Source organism: Acidovorax sp. PRC11 (genome assembly GCF_031844105.1).
Taxonomy (GTDB): domain Bacteria; phylum Pseudomonadota; class Gammaproteobacteria; order Burkholderiales; family Burkholderiaceae_C; genus Paracidovorax.
Window position 1 is genome coordinate 1 of sequence record NZ_JAUZUQ010000022.1, and the last position, 17194, is coordinate 17194.

Consider the following 17194-nt stretch of genomic DNA (forward strand, 5'->3'; position numbering starts at 1 on the left):
GACGAAGCTCGGCAGCGGCACGCTGGTGCTCGCGGGCAGCAACACGTTCACGGGCGCAGTAGCGCCCGCCGGTCGCCCACGCGATGGCCGGCGCGGCCACGAAGGCCGTCACCATCGCGATCACCGCCGAGAACGCCTGCGCCGTCGGCCCGAACAGCCCCAGGTGCGCCACCACCGAGAGCAGCGAGGCCAGCGCCATCGCGCCCACGCCCACGGGGTTGATGTCGTAGAGGTGCGCACGCTTGAACTCGATGCCGGGCGGCGACAGCCCCAGCGGCTTGTTCACCACCAGATCGGCCACCACGGCCATGATCCAGGCGATGGCGATGTTGGAGTACAGCCCCAGCACCTGCCCCAGCGCGGTGAACACGTTCATCTCCATCAGCATGAAGGCGATGAGCGTGTTGAACACCACCCACACCACCCGCCCCGGGTGGCTGTGGGTGAGCCGCGAGAAGAAGTTGCTCCACGCGAGCGAGCCCGCGTAGGCATTGGTCACGTTGATCTTGATCTGCGACACCACCACGAAGAGCGCGGTCGCCGCCACCGCCCAGCGGTAGTCCGCGAATACGTAGCCGTAGGCGGCGAGGTACATCTGGTTCGGGTCCACCGCGCGCTCGGGCGGCACCATGTGGGTGATCGCCAGGTAGGCCAGCAGCGCCCCGCCCAGCATCTTGAACACGCCCAGGGCCACCCAGCCCGGCCCGCCGGCCAGCACCCCGGCCCACCAGCGCCAGCGGTTCGCGGGCGTGCGCGCCGGCATGAAGCGCAGGTAGTCGGCCTGCTCGCCCATCTGCGTGATGAGGGCGATGCCCACCGTGAGCGCCGCGCCAAAAAGGTGCAGATCGAAGTCCGCTGACCCGCCGCGATCCCCCGAATAGTGCGCGATGCCCGCGAACGCACCAGGATCGCGCACCAGCACGTAGCCGAAGGGCACCAGCAGCATCAGCAGCCAGACCGGCTGCGTCCACACCTGCAGCCGGCTGATCGCCGAGACGCCGTGCGTGACCAGCGGGATCACCACCAGCGCGCAGACGAGGTAGCCCCAGGCCGGGGGAATGTCCAGCGCCAGCTCCAGCGCGTAGGCCATCACGGCGGCCTCCAGCGCGAAGAAGACGAAGGTGAAGCTCGCGTAGATCAGCGAGGTGATGGTGGAGCCGATGTAGCCGAAGCCCGCGCCGCGCGTGAGCAGGTCCATGTCCACGCCGTAGCGCGCTGCATACACGCTGATCGGCAGGCCCGCCAGGAAGATGATGAGCCCGGTCGCCAGGATCGCCCAGAACGCGTTCGCGAAGCCGTACTGCACCAGCAGCGTGGCGCCCACCGCCTCCAGGATCAGGAACGAGGCCGCGCCGAAGGCCGTGTTGGCTACCCGCCAGGCGGACCACTTGCGGAAGCGCTGCGGCGTGAAGCGCAGCGCATAGTCCTCCAGCGTCTCGCTGCCCACCCAGCTGTTGTAGTCGCGGCGCACCTTGACGATGCGCTGCGGCGCTTCGCCATCGGGCGGCGCGGCAGCCGCTTGGGGAGTATCGGCGGCGGGGACGGGGGCGGAATTCACTCCCCGGGAGGTGCAGCATTCATGCCATCGCCCGGCGCGGCAGCGATCCACTGGCAGGGTTCCTGCTTTACGATGCCGCCCAGTTGAGGCGACCGACGGACCACCCATGGAACTGACCCCCCGGGAAAAAGACAAGCTCCTTCTCTTCACCGCAGCGCTGCTGGCCGAACGCCGCAAGGCGCGCGGGCTCAAGCTCAACTACCCGGAAGCGGTGGCGCTGATCTCCGCGGCCGTGCTGGAGGGCGCGCGCGACGGCAAGACCGTGGCCCAGCTCATGAGCGAAGGCCGCGAAGTGCTCACGCGCGATGACGTGATGGACGGCGTGCCCGAGATGATTTCCGACATCCAGGTGGAGGCGACCTTCCCCGACGGCACCAAGCTCGTCACGGTCCACCAGCCCATCGCCTGACGCGGCCTGCCCCGCCCCCTTCCCCTGACCGGAGCACCACCATGCGCATTGCCCGCCCCTTCTTCGCCGTCCTGCTGGCCGCCGCCGCGCTGCCGGCGCTGGCCCATACCGGCGCCGACGCCGGCCACCACCACGGCTTCACCGCCGGCTTCCTGCACCCGCTCACCGGCCTGGACCACCTGGCCGCGATGGTGGCCGTGGGCCTCTGGAGCGCCCTGGCGGCGCGCAGCCGCCGCGAGCTGCTCGCAGCGCCCCTGGGCTTCGCCGGCATGCTGCTCGTGGGCGCGCTCGCGGGCCTGGCGGGCCTTTCGCTGCCCGCGGTGGAACCGATGATCGCCGCCTCGCTGCTGGTGCTGGGCCTGCTGGTGGCCACGCAGCGCCGCCTGCCCGCACCTGCGGCCGCGGCGCTGGTCGGCGTCTTCGCCGTCTTCCACGGCGTCGCGCACGGCCAGGAGCTGGCCGGCGACGGCGCCGCCCTGGCCACGCTGGCCGGCATGCTCGCCGCCACCCTGGCCCTGCATGCCGGCGGCATCGGCCTGGGCGTGGCCCTGCGCGGCGGCAACCGCTGGCTGCCGCGTGCGGCCGGCGCCGCCGTCGGCCTCTTCGGCATCGCCCTGTTGGGCGGCCTGGCCTGAACGACGCCCTGGGAGCGCACACCATGATTCCGGGCGAACTGCTGGTCGATGACGGCGAACACCCCCTCAACCCCTGCCGGCGCACCGTCACCCTGGTGGTGCGCAACAGCGCCGACCGCCCGATCCAGGTCGGCTCGCACTACCACTTCGCCGAAACCAACGGCGCGCTCGATTTCGACCGCGCCGCCGCGCACGGCATGCGGCTGAACATCACCTCGGGCACCGCAGTGCGCTTCGAGCCCGGCCAGCAGCGCACCGTCGAGCTGGTGGACTACGCAGGCGGCCGCACCGTGTACGGCTTCCGCGGCGACACCCAGGGCCCGCTGGACGCGGACCCCGCGGGGTCCGCTGCCGGCCTGCCGCAGTCCTGACGGGCCCTCGCCCATCGCATCCCACGCCACGCCCCCAGAAAGGCAAGACAGCACCATGGCCACCGTCTCCCGCCGCGCCTATGCGGAAATGTTCGGCCCCACCGTGGGCGACCGCGTGCGCCTGGCCGACACCGGCCTCGTCGCCGAAGTCGAGCAGGACTTCACCCTGCGCGCCGGCGGCTACGGCGAGGAAGTCAAGTTCGGCGGCGGCAAGACCATCCGCGACGGCATGGCCCAGAGCCAGCGCACCCGCGCCGAAGGTGCCATGGACACCGTGCTCACCAATGCCCTCGTCATCGACCACTGGGGCATCGTCAAGGCCGACATCGGCCTGAAGGACGGCCGCATCGCCGCCATCGGCAAGGCCGGCAACCCCGACACCCAGCCCGGCGTGGACATCGTCATCGGCCCCGGCACCGAGATCATCAGCTGCGAGGGCAACATCGTCACGGGCGGCGGCATCGACAGCCACATCCATTTCATCTGCCCGCAGCAGATCGAAGAGGCGCTCGCCTCGGGCATCACCACCATGCTCGGCGGCGGCACGGGCCCGGCCACCGGCACGCTGGCCACCACCTGCACACCCGGCCCCTGGCACATCGAGCGCATGCTGCAGGCCGCGGACGCGTTCCCGATGAACATCGGCTTCCTCGGCAAGGGCAACGCCAGCCTGCCGGCCGCGCTGCACGAGCAGATCGAAGCGGGCGTGATCGGCCTGAAGCTGCACGAGGATTGGGGCAGCACGCCCGCGGCGATCAGCAATTGCCTGGACGTGGCCGACGCCACCGACACGCAGGTGGCGATCCACTCCGACACGCTCAACGAGAGCGGCTTCGTCGAGAACACCATCGCCGCCGTGGGCGGGCGCGGCATCTGCGCCTTCCACACCGAGGGCGCGGGCGGGGGCCATGCGCCGGACATCCTGCGCGTGGTGGGCGAGGACAACTTCCTGCCCTCCTCCACCAACCCCACCATGCCGTACACCCGCAACACGCTGGACGAGCACGTGGACATGCTCATGGTGTGCCACCACCTGGACGCGGCGATCGCCGAAGACCTGGCCTTCGCCGAAAGCCGCATCCGCAAGGAAACCATCGCCGCCGAAGACATCCTGCACGACCTGGGCGCCATCAGCATGATGAGCAGCGACAGCCAGGCCATGGGCCGCGTCGGCGAAGTGATCCTGCGCACCTGGCAGACCGCCGACAAGATGAAGCAGCAGCGCGGTGCCCTGCCCGAGGACGGCGCCCGCAACGACAACCACCGCATCAAGCGCTACGTCGCCAAGTACACGATCAACCCGGCGATCGCCCATGGCCTGAGCCACGACGTGGGCAGCCTCGAGGTCGGCAAGTGGGCCGACATCGTGGTCTGGAAGCCCGCCTTCTTCGGCGTGAAGCCCGCGATGGTCCTCAAGGGCGGCAGCATCGCCCTGGCCGCGATGGGCGACCCGAACGCCTCCATCCCCACGCCGCAGCCCGTGCACTACCGCCCGATGTTCGGCGCTTTCGGCGGCGCCGTCGCGCGCACCTCGCTCACCTTCGTCTCGCAGGCGGCCCTGGCGGCCGGCGTGGGCGAGCGCTTCGGCCTCGCCAAGCCACTGAGCGCCGTGCGCGGCATCCGCGGCGTGCGCAAGCAGCACATGGTGCACAACGGCTACACCCCGCGCATGGAGATCGACGCGCAGACCTACACCGTGCGCGCCGACGGCCAGCTGCTCACCTGCGAGCCCGCCACCCGGCTGCCGCTCGCGCAGCGCTATTTCCTCTTCTGAGCCTGCCGATGAACGCTCCGCACCACGCCTCACCAGCCGCCTTGCGCATCCGCCTGGACGACCTGAGCGACCCGCGCATCGCCACCTTCCTGCAGGAGCACCTGGCCGACATGCGCCGCATCTCGCCGCCCGAGAGCGTGCACGCGCTCGACCTGGACGGCCTGCGCCACCCGGAGATCCGCTTCTGGAGCGCCTGGGTGGACACGCCGGAGGGCGACCACCTGGCCGGCACCGCGGCGCTCAAGCGCCTGGACGCCGGGCATGCGGAACTCAAATCGATGCGCACCGCCGCCGCCCTGCGCGGCCAGGGCATCGCCGCCCGCATGCTGGCCCACGTCCTCGAAGCCGCACGCACCGCGGGCCACACGCGCATCAGCCTGGAGACGGGCAGCCAGCCCTTCTTCGCGCCGGCGCGGGCGCTCTACGCGCGCCACGGCTTCGAAGACTGCGCGCCGTTCGGCAGCTACACGCTCGATCCGGCCAGCCATTTCATGACGCGCGCGCTCTGACCCTGACGACCACCCCTGCGCGCAACAGCCCCCCGTCCGGCCGCGCGCGCCCAGCGAGCGCCACGAAGCCGCAGAATGGTGCTTTCGCCGCCCAGGACCCCGACATGCTGACCGCCAATAAACTCCTTCCCCAGGGCCACGGCCTCGCGCCCGTGCTGCTCAAGCGCGCCGCCACCGTCGAACTCGACTGGGACGTGCGCCAGAAAAGCCGCTTCGCCGCCACGGACTCCGCCGGGCGCGAACTCGGCGTGTTCCTGCCCCGCGGCACCGTCGTGCGCGGCGGCGACGTGCTGGTGGCCGAGGACGGCAGCATGGTCCGCGTGGTCGCAGCACCCCAGGCGGTGCTGCGCATCACCCACTGCACCCAGCACGGCACGCCCTTCGACCTCATCCGCGCCGCCTACCACCTCGGCAACCGCCACGTGCCGATCGAACTGCGCCCGGACCACCTGCAGATCGAGTCCGACCACGTGCTCGCCGACATGCTGCGCGCCATGCACCTCATCGTCACCGCGCAGCAGGCGCCGTTCGAGCCCGAGGGCGGCGCGTATGCGACAGGCGGACATGGCCATGGGCACGACCACGGCCATTCGCACGATCACGGACACGATCACGGACATGGGCACGGTCATGACCATGGGCACGAACACGGCCATGACCATCCGCATCACGGCCACGGTCACGGTCACGGGCATGACCACGCTCACACGCACGCCGCTGAAGCCTGCGACCACGACCACGACCACGACCACGAGCACAGCCACGACCACGACTGCGGCCACCACCACGACCATGGCCAGGACCACGGCCACGCCCATCCGCATTCCCTCGCCCGCTGAAAGCGCGCATGGCGCCCGTGACCGACACCGCTCCCGCCGCCCCGGCCGCAACCGACGCGGGCCTGACGCCAGCTTCGGCACCAGAGCCGGTGCCGGCCCAGACACCGATGCCGCAGGCCCTGCCCGCAGCCAGCCTGCTGCAGCTCATCTGGCTCGCCTCGCCCGCCCTGCCCGTGGGCGGCTTCTCGTACTCCGAAGGCCTGGAGATCGCCGTCGAATGCGCGGGCGTCACCACCGAGGCCGCAGCCGCCGCCTGGCTGCAGGAACAGCTGATGCTCACCCAGGCCCGCGGCGACCTCGCCATCGTCCACCAGGCCCTCGCCGCCTGGCGCGCGGGCGATGCGGAGCGCGTGCGCGCCCTCAACGACTGGGTGCTGCACACCCGCGAGACGAGCGAACTGCGCCTGCAGACCGAGCAGATGGGCCGCTCCCTCGCCGACTGGCTGCGCAACCAGCATGCCGGCGATCCGGAGGCCCTGGCCGACGTCGCCCGCCTCGCCGCCCTGCCGCCCACCTACCCCGTGGCCTTCGCCCTCGCCGCAGCACGCACCCAGGCGCGCGCCGAAGACGTGCTGCTCGCCTGCGCCTTCGGCTGGGCCGAGAACATGGTCCAGGCCGCCATCAAGGCCGTGCCCCTGGGCCAGAGCGCGGGCCAGCGCATCCTCGCGCGGCTCGCCGCCGCCATCCCCGGCGCCGTGGCCCATGCCATGCAGCTGCGCGACGCCGAGCGCCAGGCCTTCTCCCCCATGCTGGCCGTGCTCTCCGCCCGCCACGAAACGCAGTACTCCCGCCTCTTCCGCTCATGACCGCATGACCATGAACACGAACACGAACACGAACACGACCGCCCCCACCCACACCTCGCCCCTGCACCACGTCCCGAACCGCACCAAGCCCCTGCCTCCGCTGCGCATCGGCATCGGCGGCCCCGTCGGCTCCGGCAAGACCACCATCCTGGAAATGCTCTGCAAGGCGCTGCGCGACCGGTACGACCTCGTCGCCATCACCAACGACATCTACACCAAGGAAGACCAGCGCCTGCTCACCGTCAGCGGAGCTCTGCCCGCCGAACGCATCATGGGCGTGGAAACCGGCGGCTGCCCCCACACCGCCATCCGCGAAGACTGCTCCATCAACCTCGAAGCCATCGACCGCATGCTCGCGCAGTTCCCGAACGCCGACATCGTCTTCGTCGAAAGCGGCGGCGACAACTTGGCCGCCACCTTCAGCCCCGAGCTGAGCGACCTCACCATCTACGTGATCGACGTCGCCGCCGGCGAAAAAATCCCCCGCAAGGGCGGCCCCGGCATCACCAAGAGCGACCTCTTCGTCATCAACAAGACCGACTTGGCTCCCCACGTGGGCGCCAACCTGGACGTGATGGAGGCCGACACCCGCCGCATGCGCGGCAGCAAACCGTTCGTGATGACCAACCTCAAGACGCAGCAGGGGCTGGATCAGGTGATCGAGTTCATCGAGAAGAAGGGGTTGCTGCAGGCGGGACGGGCCTGAGGAGCCGCCGCGCGCGGCTAGAATGCGAACCCTGCAGCCTGCGGAGACTTGGGTGAGCGGTTTAAACCAGCAGTCTTGAAAACTGCCGACGGGCAACCGTCCGTGAGTTCGAATCTCACAGTCTCCGCCAGATCATGAAAAAAGCGCCTCACCAGGGGCGCTTTTTTTTCGTCTGTGCTGCAGAAACCGTTCTAAATAAATTCAAAACCATATCCGGAGGAAGAATGAAAAAAGCAGCGGGCTTTAGCGCCTTGGCGGCAGTTGTGATCGCAGGATGGATGGCAGCCTCCCCCTACTTGACGATGCGGTCCATCGGGAAGGCAGTTCAGGAAAACGACTCTGCGACTATCTCCGAGCACGTGGACTTCCCCGCGCTGCGCGAAGATCTAAAAGGGAAGCTCATGGTGAAAGCGTCCCAAGAAATAGAGAAGTCTCAGAGCAGCAACCCATTTGCTGGGCTGGGACAAATGCTGGCCATGACGATGGTAAACCAGATGGTCGAGGGATTCGTCACTCCCGCAGGCGTAACGATGATGCTGCAGAAGGGCAAGCCCTCGATGCCCGTCCAGCAGACGTCGCAGGGGCAGCAGGGCGCATCGAACGAGCCAAGCGAAAAGCCCCGCTTCAACGTGAAGTACCAAGGATGGTCAAAGGTCAGGGTCAACCGTGAAGGTACTGACGGTGCCTTCATTTTCCGGCGTGATGGCTTGACCTCCTGGAAACTGGTTGCAGTGGACCTGCACTGACCGCAACTGCCCCTCTTCGCACAGGTGCATGCACATCGCCCGGTCGTCCAGTGTCAGGCCGCCAGCTTCCCGCGCCGCACTCCGTCGCGCAACAGGTCATTGACCCGGGTCTGCCAGCCCGGGCCGGTTTCCTTGATGGCCTCGAGCACATCGGCATCCACGCGCACCGTCACAGGCACCTTGGGACGCTCCACTGGAGGCCGCCCCATGCGGCGCAGTGGCTTCATGGCGGCCATGTCAGCAGCGATGATTTCCGCCGTGTCTTGATCCTGCGCGATGCCCGCAGCAATAGCGGCATCTTCCGCAGCGGTGGGCACGATCAGGCCCAGGTTCTTAGATCGCTTCGTCATACAGCTTCACCTCTCGGCTGTTGGCCTTGCGCAGGCTGATGATACGCATCACCTCGCCGCGCTGTACGAACACCACCACGTACAGCCGGCGGTCAATGACAGCGAATCCGATTTCTCGCAGTTCGCCGTAATCGCGCCTGCTGTCGGGCACGCACAGGACATCGCTCCATTCGATGCTGCCGGCCAGGGCGAGGGAAACGCCGTGCTTGGCGATGTTCACCTCATCCTTGCCCGTGTCGAACTCGATTTCCACACACTTATTGTATGTACGATAAATCTCGTGCGCAAGACTTTTTGTACATACGGTTATCCGTGTAATCGGCGCTTTCGCAGGACGTGGTTTCTCTTTCTGCAGGGTGACGCCATCGGGCAGGTTTTCGAGACGAGCTCAGTGCAGAACGGCCCTGTCGAATACGACCTGAGCGCCGTCAGCCTGCAGCAGACGGCGGACCAGAAGCTGGCAGCCATGAACCAGCGTGCCGCGCAAGGCTTCTTCTTCGTGAGCGACCTCTCGATCGACGATGGCAACACCTACACACTGTCGGCGCGCAACGCGGCCAGCCTGCGCAATCCGCTGGCCGGCGTCGCCTTCCCGAATGGAGGCCACGCTGAACAGCCCCCCGCGCACGGGGGCCTACAGGTGAAAATGCCCGGACGCCTCCGGCTGGTACACCACCCTCTCGACACGGATGCGGCGGGTTCTTTCACCGACCCGCCAATCCACGCAGTCCCCCTCCCGATAGCCCAGGATCGCGGCGCCGACCTCGGAGCACACCGACAGCTTTCCCATGCTTTCGTCCGCATCGTCGGGGTACACCAGGGCCACCTCGACCGGCTCGTCATCGAGGCGCACCAGCGCCCGTGAGTTCATCGTGACCACGTTGCGCGCCACCTGCTGCGGCTCGACCACGATGGCGCGCTCGATCTCGTGCTCCAGTTCCACCACGGCCGCGGCCCCCTGCTCCAGCAGGAACAGCAGTTCCATGATCCGAGCCTTGTCGATCTCGGTGATGTGGATGTCGCCGCGCCCGCCGAGGGCCCGGTCGCGCAGGAGCTTCAGGTAGCGCCCCGCGGTCACGGAGAAGGACTGCAGCGTCGTCGGCGTTTCGCTCTCGGGCTCGAAGCCGCAGCGCAGGAAGGCGCTCAGCGAGCGGGTGTTCTCCGTGTGGATTTTCGCGATGAGCTTCTCGGCCCGCAGGTCGAAGAAGGCCCGCTTCATCCCTTCGGCAATCGCGCTGCCGCCCAGCCGGCGGCCCCAGTTCTCGCGGTCGCCGATCACGAGCACCATCTCGCAGTCCGACCCGGATCGCGCGAGGCGGACGAACCCGACCGGCCTGTCGTTCCGGTCACAGGCCATGAAGAACCGTCCACCCTGGTTGAAGAGGTGCGTCAGGATGGGCATGTGCACCCGCTCGACCGCCCGCTCGATGGTGCGGGAAACGTCCCGCGAGTCGCTCAGGTAGCGGACGACCGCGTCGTCCTCCAGCCAGTGCATCAACGTCAGGGCATCGGAGCGGGTCACCTCCGGACACAGCGAAACAAAAGGCTTGCTCATCTTCACCACGCTTGGTTGCAAGAATGAAAGCCTTTCATGGCCGTGGCCATGCCGGTTCTTTCCTCGGGGGCGCAATTCTAGGACACGGCGGCAACCGCCGGACCGTTCTTGCCCCGTTGCAGGGGCTCATTCAAGGGAGGGAGCCCCTAGCTCACCACCCCATCGGCGACTTCGTTGGCCACCTCGATCAGGTTCTCATCGGGATCGTAGAAGTAGATCGACCGCAGCCGGGCGCGGGCCCCTGTGGCGTTCACCGGGCCTTCCACGATACCCACTCCGAGATGGGCCAGGTGGGCCATGACTTCGTCGAGCGGCGATTCGGTCAGAAAGCACAGGTCGGCCGAGCCCGGAGTCGCATGGCGGACGTTCGGGTCCACCACCGTGCCCACCTCATGCAGATTGATCTTTTGCCGCCCGAAGTGCAGCGCATACCTGCCGCGCTTGAACTCCCGAGACTCGAAGCCGAGCGTCCGCTCGTAGAAGGCGATGGTGCGCGGAATGCTCGCTACCGTCAGCACGGCATGGTCGAGACCGGTGATGCGTGGTGTTTTGGACATGGCACTACTGTATATGCGGTGCCTCACATCAACCCGGCGGCCGTGCCGGCGAAAAAGCGGGAAGCCAGCGTCAGCTCCTGCGCGTGATCCGCTCGATCGCGTCGTAGATCTCGTGTTCCGCATCCACCCGGTCCACCTCCCCCGCCAGTGCCGCGAAGGACACGGCCTCGGCCGTGCCCAGCAGGGCGCGCATGGCGGCCGGCTTCAGCGGCTTCTTCGCGAAAGGCTCGAGCGCGTGGCGGCACTTCTCCAGGAACAGGGCCTCATGCGCCTTCTTCAGGGCTTCCAGCTCGGGTGAGCCCGTCAGCGCCGCGCTCACGCCCGGCATCTCCCGGCCCATGGTCATGACGCAATCGACATAGCTCGCGGCGATGACCTTGGCCACCGCGGGAAGTGTCCTGGCACAGGCCGCGAGGGCCTCGTCCAGCAGTGCGTGCTGCCGGCCGTCGTACTCCTGGTAGAGCGCTGCGAGCAGCCCGTTGCGCGTCCCGAAATGGTCGTAGACGACGGGCTTGGTCACGCCCGCGCGCTCGGCCAGATGGCCCAGCGTGAGCGCATCGCTGCCTTCACCGCGGACGATGGACCACGCGACGTCCAGCAACTGGCGCTGCCGGGCCTCTTTGGGCAAGCGCCGCTGGATCGCACGGCCCGCGTCCGGCTTCGTCGGATGGCTTGACATGGCTAACCTACCAAAAGTAATTTATGGTGCTAATATACGAATGGTAGTTTAAACCTGCCTCGAAGGAGTTCCCATGCATGCCCTCATCGTCGTCAGCCACCCCGATCCACAATCGCTCACCCACGCGGTCGCGCAGGCGTTCGCCGAGGGCGTCCGGGCCCCTGGCCGGCACACTGCCGAACTGGCGGACATCGCGGCGGAAGGGTTCCAGCCTGCGTTCAACCCGGCGGACCGGGCCACGTTTTTCAGGAAGGCGGCTGCTCCGCCCGACGTGCTGCGCGAGCAGGAGCGCATCGACCGCGCAGGCGCGCTGGTGCTCGTCTACCCGGTCTATTGGTGGTCGTTCCCGGGGCAGCTTAAGGGCTGGATCGACCGCGTTTTCTCCAACGGGTGGGCCTACTCGGAAACCCCGGAAGGCCAGATCGAGAAGCGGCTCCGGCGCCTGGCCGTCCACCTGATCGGCATCGGCGGGGCCGGCGAGGGGACGTATGCGCGGCACGGCTACGGCACTGCGCTGCGCACGCAGATCGACCATGGCATCTTCGACTACTGCGGCGCGCAGGTGGCCACGTCCCGGGTCCTGCACGGCACCGACAGCGCGAGCGCCGCATCCCACATCGCCACCGCGCGGGAACTGGGTCGCGGCGCGTTCGCGGAGCACGCCGTGGATGGCGTCAGGGCGTGAACGTCTCCGGCCAGACCAGCGAACGGTGCACCTGCGCTCCCGCCATGGCCCCGCTGCCCACCGCCAGCGATACCGAATGGGGTACGCGCGCCACGTCACCGCAGGCGAACACCCCGGCCACCGAGGTCCTGCTCTCCGCATCGGTGCGCAGCTGGATGCCCATGGGCGTCTCCTCCAGCGCGCAGCCCATACGCTCGGCCAGGGCGTTCGACGGCGAGGTACGGCTCGCCGCGAACAGGCCCGCGAACGGCAGCTGCCGCCCGTCGGCCAGCACCACGTCGGCATGGCCCGCGATCCGGTCGATGGGCACCGGCTCGATCGCCACATTCCGGCGTTCCAGTTTCGCGCGGGTTTCGGCGTTCACTTCCACGGCGCCATTGACGAGCAGCGTCACGTCGCCCCATTCGGTGAGCAGTTCGGCCTGGTGGAGCGACAGCGGGCTGCTGCCGACGATGCCGATGCGCCCCTGGTTCAGCTCATAGCCGTGGCAGTACGGGCAGTGGAAGACGGATTGCCCCCAGCGTTCCGCCAGGCCCGGCACGGCGGGAAGCTGGTCGGCCACCCCGCTCGCGAACAGGATGCGGCGCGCGGTGTGCGCGATGCCGTCGGCCGTCGTGACCTCGAAGGCGTCCCACTGCCCCGTGATCGATTCGACCCGCCCTTCGCGCCACGTCAGCGTGGGATAGGCTTCCAGCTGGCGGCGCGCCTGGGCCGCGATCTCTCCGGGAGGCACGCCGTCCTGCCCGAGAAAACCGTGGGAGTGGCTGGCGAAGCGGTTGCGCCGCTCGCCCGCGTCGATCACCCGCACGGCACGCCGTGCACGGACCAGTTGCAGGGCCGCGGCCATGCCCGAGTAACTTCCGCCGATGACGATGACGTCGTGCTGCATGCTCATTTCCTTGTGCGCCTGACGGCCGCATGCCGGCGCGCGAAGTCGGCGGCAAGGTCGGCCAGGGTGATGTCGGAGAAACGCTGGAGCAGCAACGACTCGGCCTCGGCGAATGCGCCTTCGAACGCGGCGTTCACCGCCTGCTCGACCAGGCACTCCGGCGCCTCGTGGCGGTTGCCGATGGCGAACATCGCCGGCTCACCCAGCGCCTCGTGCAGCTGGCGCAGCGTGACGGTGCGCAGGTCGGCCTGGATGCGCCATCCACCGGCATGGCCCCGCTCGGACTGGACGATGCCGGCATCGCGCAGGAATCCCATGGTGCGCCGGACGACGACGGGATTGGTGCCCAGGCACTGGGCCAGGGCGTCGGAGGTCATGGGCCCCGGCTGCTCCGCCATGTGCAGCAGGGCGTGGAGGACCGACGAGAGGCGGCTGTCGCGTTTCATGCAACTTATGATGTTGCATTTAAGGCGAAAGGTCAACCCGGGGGCCGTCAAAGCCCCCGCTGTCGGCACTCCGTTGCTTTATCGATCGCCGCCGGGTGCCTGCTGCATGCGGTCTTCATTGGTGGAACTGCGTGCCCCCTTGAGGTGCATCTCGACGTCCGCCCCCTTGGTACCCACTTGGGCCACGGCATCCCGCAACTGGCTTTCGGTCGTGTCCAATTCCTTGACCCAGCGCGCGACGGAATCCGGGTCTTCAAGGTTCACAAGGTCTGGCTTGCCTGCGGATGGCTGCATGTTTCACTCCTGGTCTCGTTGACGATGTTGAAGAGAATCAAGAGTACGTGGCCCCGCTGGGCTCCCGATGTAGGCCGATGCACCGACGTGGGTTCAGCCCGGCGGCCCGTCGAACGTCCACGGCGGAGCAACTAGCATGCCCCTTCCGGCACCATCGCCGCGTCGGACTGCCGCACTGCCCCGGCCTGCGCCTCCAGCCACCCCGCGAATGCCTCCAGCGCCGGAAACGGAGGCCCGTCACGCTTCGAACAGATGAAGTAGCCGCGCCCGCAGGAGACGTCGATGTCGAATGGCATGACCAGCTCCCCGCTCGACAATTCGCGCTCCACCAGGCAAGCGGGCACGACGGCGACCCCCATCCCGGCCTTCGCCGCGATGATGAGGTGCATCGTCAGATCGAACCCCGGCCCGAGCCGCGGCGTGCAGGGCGCACCCGCCTTGGCGAACCAGCGCTCCCAGTTGTCGGGAAAGTTGGTGTGGTGCAGCAGGGTGGCGGACTGCAGTGCCTGCGGGGTGCGGTACTTCTGGCGCAGGCCCGGCGCGCACACCGCGATGAATTCTCGCCCGATCAGGTAGCGGGTCCGGATGTGCGCGGGCCATCTGCGCTGGGGCCGCTTCACTTCGATCCACAGGTCCACGTCGTCGCGCGTGAAATCCTCGTCGTGCTTGAACTGGCGCAGCTCGATCTCGATGCCCGGGAGTTCGGCCTTGAACGCGGGCATGCGGGGCATGAGCCACTGGATGCTCAGCGTGGGGATCACGCTCAGCCGGACCCGCTGCGGCAGGGCCGAGCGGCCCATCGTTTCCGCGGCCGATTCCAGCGCGAGCACGTGCCGCTCCGTGAGCCGGCGCAGCTGCGTTCCCCGCGCCGTCAGCGTGACACCCGTCGCGTAGCGCTCGAAGAGCCGCTCACCGGCAAGGTGCTCTTCCAGGCGCTGCACCGCGCGGCTCACGGCGGCGGGCGTCACGCACAGCGCATCGGCGGCGCGGCGGAAACTGCCGTGCCGGCAGACGGCCAGGAACGCATGCAGCTCCACCAGCGACGGAGAATGGATCTTCATGGCGGGCGATTACACCATGTCAACACCTGAGACGAATTTGTCGTTTGTTGCCGGCGCCCGGTTTTCTTAATCTCGCGGCTTCTTCACCGAGGTACCACATGCAGATCAAGAGACGCGACTTCATGGGCATGGCCGTCACCGCAACGGCAGCAGGGGGGATGGCCCCGCTGTCGTTCGCGCAGGCGCAATCCACCCCCTATCCGAACAAGCCCATCACGCTCGTGGTGCCGTTCGCGCCCGGTGGGTCGGTCGACAACTCGGGCCGGCTGATGGCCGACGGCCTGAGCCGCGAACTGGGCGTGCCGGTCGTCGTGGACAACAAGGGCGGCGCGGGCGGCGCGATGGGCTCCGTCTACGTGGCGAGGGCCAAGCCCGACGGCTACACGCTGATCGTGACGTCGCAGAGCACGCACGTGGTGAACCCGGCCGTCAACCCCAACCTGCCCTACGACGCGGTGAAGGACTTCGCTCCCATCACGCTCATCGACCGGCTCGCCAACGTGCTGCTGGTGAATGCGGACCTGCCGGTGCGCTCCTTCGCCGATCTGGTCAAGTACGCCCAGGCCCGTCCTGGCGCACTGAATTACGCGAGTGCCGGCACGGGGTCGGTCTCCCATCTGAGCATGGAGCTTTTGAAAAGCCAGGCGAAGATGCCGATGACGCACATCCCCTACCGCGGCGCCGGGGTCGCGGTGACCGACCTCATCGCAGGCCAGGTGCAGCTGACCTGGAACAACCTGTCCTCCAACCTGGCGAACATCCGCGCCGGCAAGCTGCGCGCCCTGGCCGTGGCCTCTCCGCAGCGGATTCCGCAGCTCCCCGATGTGCCGACCTTCGCGGAACTGAAGCTGCCGGATCTGAACCTGACGTCCTGGACGGGCCTGGCGGCACCGGCCAAGACACCGGACGCCATCGTCCAGCGGCTCTACCAGGCCATGCGCAAGGTGCTGCAGGATCCTGCCACGCGGCCAGTCTGGGAGGACAAGGGCATGATGGTGCCGGAGGACGTGAAGCCGCAGGCCTACCGGGCAGAGATCGCCGAGCGCATCCAGTTCTACCAGCGGATCGCCAAGGCCAACCACATCGTTCTCGAATGACCCATCCTCCAGCCCCCACCCGCGCCTACACGCGCATCGACCAGCTGCTGCCCTACGAACAGGAGATGGTCGCCGTGCGACGGCACCTGCACCAGCACCCGGAGCTCGCGTTCGGGGAGCATGCGACCTCCGACTTCATCGCGGGCAAGCTGGCCGAGTGGGGATATGAGGTCACCCGCGGCATCGGCGGCACGGGACTCGTCGGCAGCCTGCGCCACGGCGACGGCACGAAGAAGCTGGGCATCCGGGCGGACATGGACGCCCTGCCGATCCATGAGGCCACGGGCGCTTCGCATGCGAGCTGCGTTCCGGGGCTGATGCACGCCTGCGGCCACGACGGCCACATGACCATGCTGCTGGGCGCGGCGAAGTACCTGGCGCGGCACCGCCGCTTCTCCGGCACGCTGCACCTGATCTTCCAGCCCGCCGAGGAGCGCGGCTTCGACAGCGGCGGCAAGGCGATGGTCGAGGACGGACTGTTCGAGCGGTTTCCGTGCGATGCGGTGTATGCGATGCACAACCACCCGGGCATGCCCCCGGGGCGCTTCCTCGTGCGCAAGGGGCCGTTCATGGCGGCCGGCGACAGGGTGTTCATCCAGGTGCACGGGCTCGGCGGGCATGCGGCCCGGCCGCACCTGGCCGTGGACCCGGTGGTCGCCGCCTCCGCCATCGTCATGGGCCTGCAGACGGTGGTGGCACGCAACGTGGACCCGTCGGAATCCGCCGTCGTCACGGTGGGGCGCCTGCGGGCCGGGGATGCGCTGAACGTCATCCCCGCGGAGGCGGAGATCGGCATCAGCGTCCGGTCGTTCTCCACGGAGGTGCGCGCGCTGCTCAGGGAGCGCATCACCGCGCTCGTCACGGGCACGGCGGAGGCGCACGGGTGCCGGGCCGGGATCGACTACGTGGAGGGCTACCCGGTCGTGGTGAACGATGCCGCGGCCGTCGACCTCGCGACGCAGGTGGCCACCGACCTGGTCGGGCCGGAGGCGGTGGACGCGGAGTTCCCTCGGCTCATGGGCAGCGAGGATTTCGCATACATGCTGCAGCGCTGCCCGGGCGCGCTGGTGCGCATCGGCAACGGCCCGGCGGAGGGCGGGCGCGGCCTGCACAACCCGCGGTACGACTTCAACGACGGCATCCTGCCCTATGGCGCCGCCTTCTGGTGCCAGCTGGCGGAGCGGTTTTTGCGGTAGCCGGGAGCTCGCCGCGCTCCCGGTGCCCCTGC

Annotated in this window: 22 protein-coding genes, 1 tRNA gene and 1 pseudogene; 13 read left to right on the forward strand and 11 right to left on the reverse strand. The window is 68.4% G+C overall.

From position 1 onward, the window contains the following. Nucleotides 1-34: 34 nt before the first annotated feature. Nucleotides 35-1558, reverse strand: a pseudogene (locus Q9R47_RS20010) (purine-cytosine permease family protein); the annotation flags it as partial. A gap of 106 nt (nt 1559-1664) precedes the next feature. Here Q9R47_RS20010 and Q9R47_RS20015 point away from each other — a divergent pair. From Q9R47_RS20015 to Q9R47_RS20060, 10 genes are all read left to right on the forward strand, one after another. After that, nucleotides 1665-1967 carry an urease subunit gamma gene (locus tag Q9R47_RS20015; protein ID WP_013595808.1) on the forward strand — a complete coding sequence of 101 codons (303 nt, stop codon included), beginning with the start codon at nt 1665-1667 and terminating at the stop codon, nt 1965-1967. Nucleotides 1968-2008: 41 nt separating this feature from the next. After that, nucleotides 2009-2602, forward strand: coding sequence for a HupE/UreJ family protein (locus Q9R47_RS20020; protein WP_311234870.1), 594 nt, complete (start codon nt 2009-2011; stop codon nt 2600-2602). A gap of 23 nt (nt 2603-2625) precedes the next feature. Next, nucleotides 2626-2973 (forward strand): urease subunit beta, encoded by a 348-nt coding sequence (locus Q9R47_RS20025; RefSeq protein ID WP_311234871.1) that lies wholly within the window; start codon nt 2626-2628, stop codon nt 2971-2973. 55 nt (nt 2974-3028) lie between these two features. Further along, nucleotides 3029-4747 carry an urease subunit alpha gene (gene ureC, locus Q9R47_RS20030; RefSeq protein ID WP_311234872.1) on the forward strand — a complete coding sequence of 573 codons (1719 nt, stop codon included), beginning with the start codon at nt 3029-3031 and terminating at the stop codon, nt 4745-4747. A gap of 8 nt (nt 4748-4755) precedes the next feature. Beyond that, nucleotides 4756-5256, forward strand: a complete 501-nt coding sequence (locus Q9R47_RS20035) for a GNAT family N-acetyltransferase (protein WP_311234873.1) — start codon at nt 4756-4758, stop codon at nt 5254-5256. A 104-nt stretch (nt 5257-5360) separates the two neighbouring features. Beyond that, nucleotides 5361-6095, forward strand: coding sequence for an urease accessory protein UreE (gene ureE / locus Q9R47_RS20040; protein WP_311234874.1), 735 nt, complete (start codon nt 5361-5363; stop codon nt 6093-6095). 107 nt (nt 6096-6202) lie between these two features. Continuing rightward, the gene (locus Q9R47_RS20045) at nt 6203-6901 is read left to right on the forward strand and encodes an urease accessory UreF family protein (protein WP_311234934.1); all 699 of its coding nucleotides are present in this window, start codon (nt 6203-6205) and stop codon (nt 6899-6901) included. A gap of 10 nt (nt 6902-6911) precedes the next feature. Further along, the gene (ureG, locus tag Q9R47_RS20050) at nt 6912-7607 is read left to right on the forward strand and encodes an urease accessory protein UreG (RefSeq protein WP_311234875.1); all 696 of its coding nucleotides are present in this window, start codon (nt 6912-6914) and stop codon (nt 7605-7607) included. 42 nt (nt 7608-7649) lie between these two features. Beyond that, nucleotides 7650-7737, forward strand: a tRNA-Ser gene (locus Q9R47_RS20055). A 4-nt stretch (nt 7738-7741) separates the two neighbouring features. Next, nucleotides 7742-8353 (forward strand): DUF2939 domain-containing protein, encoded by a 612-nt coding sequence (locus Q9R47_RS20060; RefSeq protein ID WP_311234876.1) that lies wholly within the window; start codon nt 7742-7744, stop codon nt 8351-8353. Nucleotides 8354-8406: 53 nt separating this feature from the next. Here Q9R47_RS20060 and Q9R47_RS20065 read toward each other — a convergent pair whose 3' ends face one another. From Q9R47_RS20065 to Q9R47_RS20090, 6 genes are all read right to left on the reverse strand, one after another. Continuing rightward, nucleotides 8407-8703: a BrnA antitoxin family protein gene (locus Q9R47_RS20065; protein ID WP_311234877.1), complete on the reverse strand. Its 297-nt coding sequence runs from the start codon at nt 8701-8703 to the stop codon at nt 8407-8409. Continuing rightward, nucleotides 8687-8956, reverse strand: a complete 270-nt coding sequence (locus tag Q9R47_RS20070) for a BrnT family toxin (RefSeq protein WP_311234878.1) — start codon at nt 8954-8956, stop codon at nt 8687-8689. The genes Q9R47_RS20065 and Q9R47_RS20070 overlap by 17 nt, the downstream gene beginning before the upstream one ends. 135 nt (nt 8957-9091) lie before the next feature. Continuing rightward, complete coding sequence (locus tag Q9R47_RS20075) at nt 9092-9331, reverse strand: hypothetical protein (protein ID WP_311234879.1); 240 nt, start codon at nt 9329-9331, stop codon at nt 9092-9094. A 6-nt stretch (nt 9332-9337) separates the two neighbouring features. After that, on the reverse strand, nt 9338-10258 hold the full coding sequence (locus tag Q9R47_RS20080) for a GNAT family N-acetyltransferase (protein WP_311234880.1): 921 nt from the start codon (nt 10256-10258) through the stop codon (nt 9338-9340). Nucleotides 10259-10404: 146 nt separating this feature from the next. Beyond that, nucleotides 10405-10815: a VOC family protein gene (locus Q9R47_RS20085; RefSeq protein WP_311234881.1), complete on the reverse strand. Its 411-nt coding sequence runs from the start codon at nt 10813-10815 to the stop codon at nt 10405-10407. A gap of 70 nt (nt 10816-10885) precedes the next feature. After that, nucleotides 10886-11494 (reverse strand): TetR/AcrR family transcriptional regulator, encoded by a 609-nt coding sequence (locus tag Q9R47_RS20090; RefSeq protein ID WP_311234882.1) that lies wholly within the window; start codon nt 11492-11494, stop codon nt 10886-10888. Between the two features lie 73 nt (nt 11495-11567). Here Q9R47_RS20090 and Q9R47_RS20095 point away from each other — a divergent pair, with 73 nt between their 5' ends. After that, nucleotides 11568-12179: an NAD(P)H-dependent oxidoreductase gene (locus Q9R47_RS20095; protein WP_311234883.1), complete on the forward strand. Its 612-nt coding sequence runs from the start codon at nt 11568-11570 to the stop codon at nt 12177-12179. Here Q9R47_RS20095 and Q9R47_RS20100 read toward each other — a convergent pair. From Q9R47_RS20100 to Q9R47_RS20115, 4 genes are all read right to left on the reverse strand, one after another. Further along, nucleotides 12169-13068: an NAD(P)/FAD-dependent oxidoreductase gene (locus Q9R47_RS20100; RefSeq protein WP_311234884.1), complete on the reverse strand. Its 900-nt coding sequence runs from the start codon at nt 13066-13068 to the stop codon at nt 12169-12171. The genes Q9R47_RS20095 and Q9R47_RS20100 overlap by 11 nt on opposite strands. A 2-nt stretch (nt 13069-13070) precedes the next feature. After that, a complete protein-coding gene (locus tag Q9R47_RS20105; RefSeq protein WP_311234885.1) occupies nt 13071-13514 on the reverse strand; it encodes an Rrf2 family transcriptional regulator in 444 nt (147 codons plus the stop codon). Between the two features lie 78 nt (nt 13515-13592). Further along, complete coding sequence (locus Q9R47_RS20110; protein WP_311234886.1) at nt 13593-13808, reverse strand: DUF3606 domain-containing protein; 216 nt, start codon at nt 13806-13808, stop codon at nt 13593-13595. Nucleotides 13809-13939: 131 nt separating this feature from the next. Beyond that, nucleotides 13940-14869 (reverse strand): LysR substrate-binding domain-containing protein, encoded by a 930-nt coding sequence (locus Q9R47_RS20115; RefSeq protein ID WP_311234887.1) that lies wholly within the window; start codon nt 14867-14869, stop codon nt 13940-13942. 98 nt (nt 14870-14967) lie between these two features. Between Q9R47_RS20115 and Q9R47_RS20120 the strand changes: the two genes are divergently transcribed. Together Q9R47_RS20120 and Q9R47_RS20125 are read left to right on the forward strand one after the other, a co-directional pair. Beyond that, entirely contained in the window at nt 14968-15966 is a 999-nt protein-coding gene (locus Q9R47_RS20120) for a tripartite tricarboxylate transporter substrate binding protein (RefSeq protein ID WP_311234888.1), read from the forward strand. Further along, nucleotides 15963-17162, forward strand: a complete 1200-nt coding sequence (locus Q9R47_RS20125) for a M20 aminoacylase family protein (protein WP_311234889.1) — start codon at nt 15963-15965, stop codon at nt 17160-17162. Before Q9R47_RS20120 ends, Q9R47_RS20125 begins: the two co-directional genes overlap by 4 nt. The last annotated feature ends 32 nt before the right edge of the window (nt 17163-17194 follow it).

Excerpts from the sequence above, each read along its gene's own strand:
- Q9R47_RS20085 (WP_311234881.1), bottom strand. The coding sequence starts at position 10,815 with ATGTCCAAAACACCACGCATCACCGGTCTCGACCATGCCGTGCTGACG.
- Q9R47_RS20065 (WP_311234877.1), bottom strand. The coding sequence starts at position 8,703 with ATGACGAAGCGATCTAAGAACCTGGGCCTGATCGTGCCCACCGCTGCG.
- Q9R47_RS20100 (WP_311234884.1), bottom strand. The coding sequence starts at position 13,068 with ATGCAGCACGACGTCATCGTCATCGGCGGAAGTTACTCGGGCATGGCC.
- ureG (WP_311234875.1), top strand. The coding sequence starts at position 6,912 with ATGAACACGAACACGAACACGAACACGACCGCCCCCACCCACACCTCG.
- Q9R47_RS20110 (WP_311234886.1), bottom strand. The coding sequence starts at position 13,808 with ATGCAGCCATCCGCAGGCAAGCCAGACCTTGTGAACCTTGAAGACCCG.
- ureE (WP_311234874.1), top strand. The coding sequence starts at position 5,361 with ATGCTGACCGCCAATAAACTCCTTCCCCAGGGCCACGGCCTCGCGCCC.
- Q9R47_RS20025 (WP_311234871.1), top strand. The coding sequence starts at position 2,626 with ATGATTCCGGGCGAACTGCTGGTCGATGACGGCGAACACCCCCTCAAC.
- ureC (WP_311234872.1), top strand. The coding sequence starts at position 3,029 with ATGGCCACCGTCTCCCGCCGCGCCTATGCGGAAATGTTCGGCCCCACC.
- Q9R47_RS20115 (WP_311234887.1), bottom strand. The coding sequence starts at position 14,869 with ATGAAGATCCATTCTCCGTCGCTGGTGGAGCTGCATGCGTTCCTGGCC.
- Q9R47_RS20120 (WP_311234888.1), top strand. The coding sequence starts at position 14,968 with ATGCAGATCAAGAGACGCGACTTCATGGGCATGGCCGTCACCGCAACG.
- Q9R47_RS20095 (WP_311234883.1), top strand. The coding sequence starts at position 11,568 with ATGCATGCCCTCATCGTCGTCAGCCACCCCGATCCACAATCGCTCACC.
- Q9R47_RS20015 (WP_013595808.1), top strand. The coding sequence starts at position 1,665 with ATGGAACTGACCCCCCGGGAAAAAGACAAGCTCCTTCTCTTCACCGCA.
- Q9R47_RS20060 (WP_311234876.1), top strand. The coding sequence starts at position 7,742 with ATGAAAAAAGCGCCTCACCAGGGGCGCTTTTTTTTCGTCTGTGCTGCA.
- Q9R47_RS20020 (WP_311234870.1), top strand. The coding sequence starts at position 2,009 with ATGCGCATTGCCCGCCCCTTCTTCGCCGTCCTGCTGGCCGCCGCCGCG.
- Q9R47_RS20080 (WP_311234880.1), bottom strand. The coding sequence starts at position 10,258 with ATGAGCAAGCCTTTTGTTTCGCTGTGTCCGGAGGTGACCCGCTCCGAT.
- Q9R47_RS20035 (WP_311234873.1), top strand. The coding sequence starts at position 4,756 with ATGAACGCTCCGCACCACGCCTCACCAGCCGCCTTGCGCATCCGCCTG.
- Q9R47_RS20125 (WP_311234889.1), top strand. The coding sequence starts at position 15,963 with ATGACCCATCCTCCAGCCCCCACCCGCGCCTACACGCGCATCGACCAG.
- Q9R47_RS20105 (WP_311234885.1), bottom strand. The coding sequence starts at position 13,514 with ATGAAACGCGACAGCCGCCTCTCGTCGGTCCTCCACGCCCTGCTGCAC.
- Q9R47_RS20045 (WP_311234934.1), top strand. The coding sequence starts at position 6,203 with ATGCCGCAGGCCCTGCCCGCAGCCAGCCTGCTGCAGCTCATCTGGCTC.
- Q9R47_RS20090 (WP_311234882.1), bottom strand. The coding sequence starts at position 11,494 with ATGTCAAGCCATCCGACGAAGCCGGACGCGGGCCGTGCGATCCAGCGG.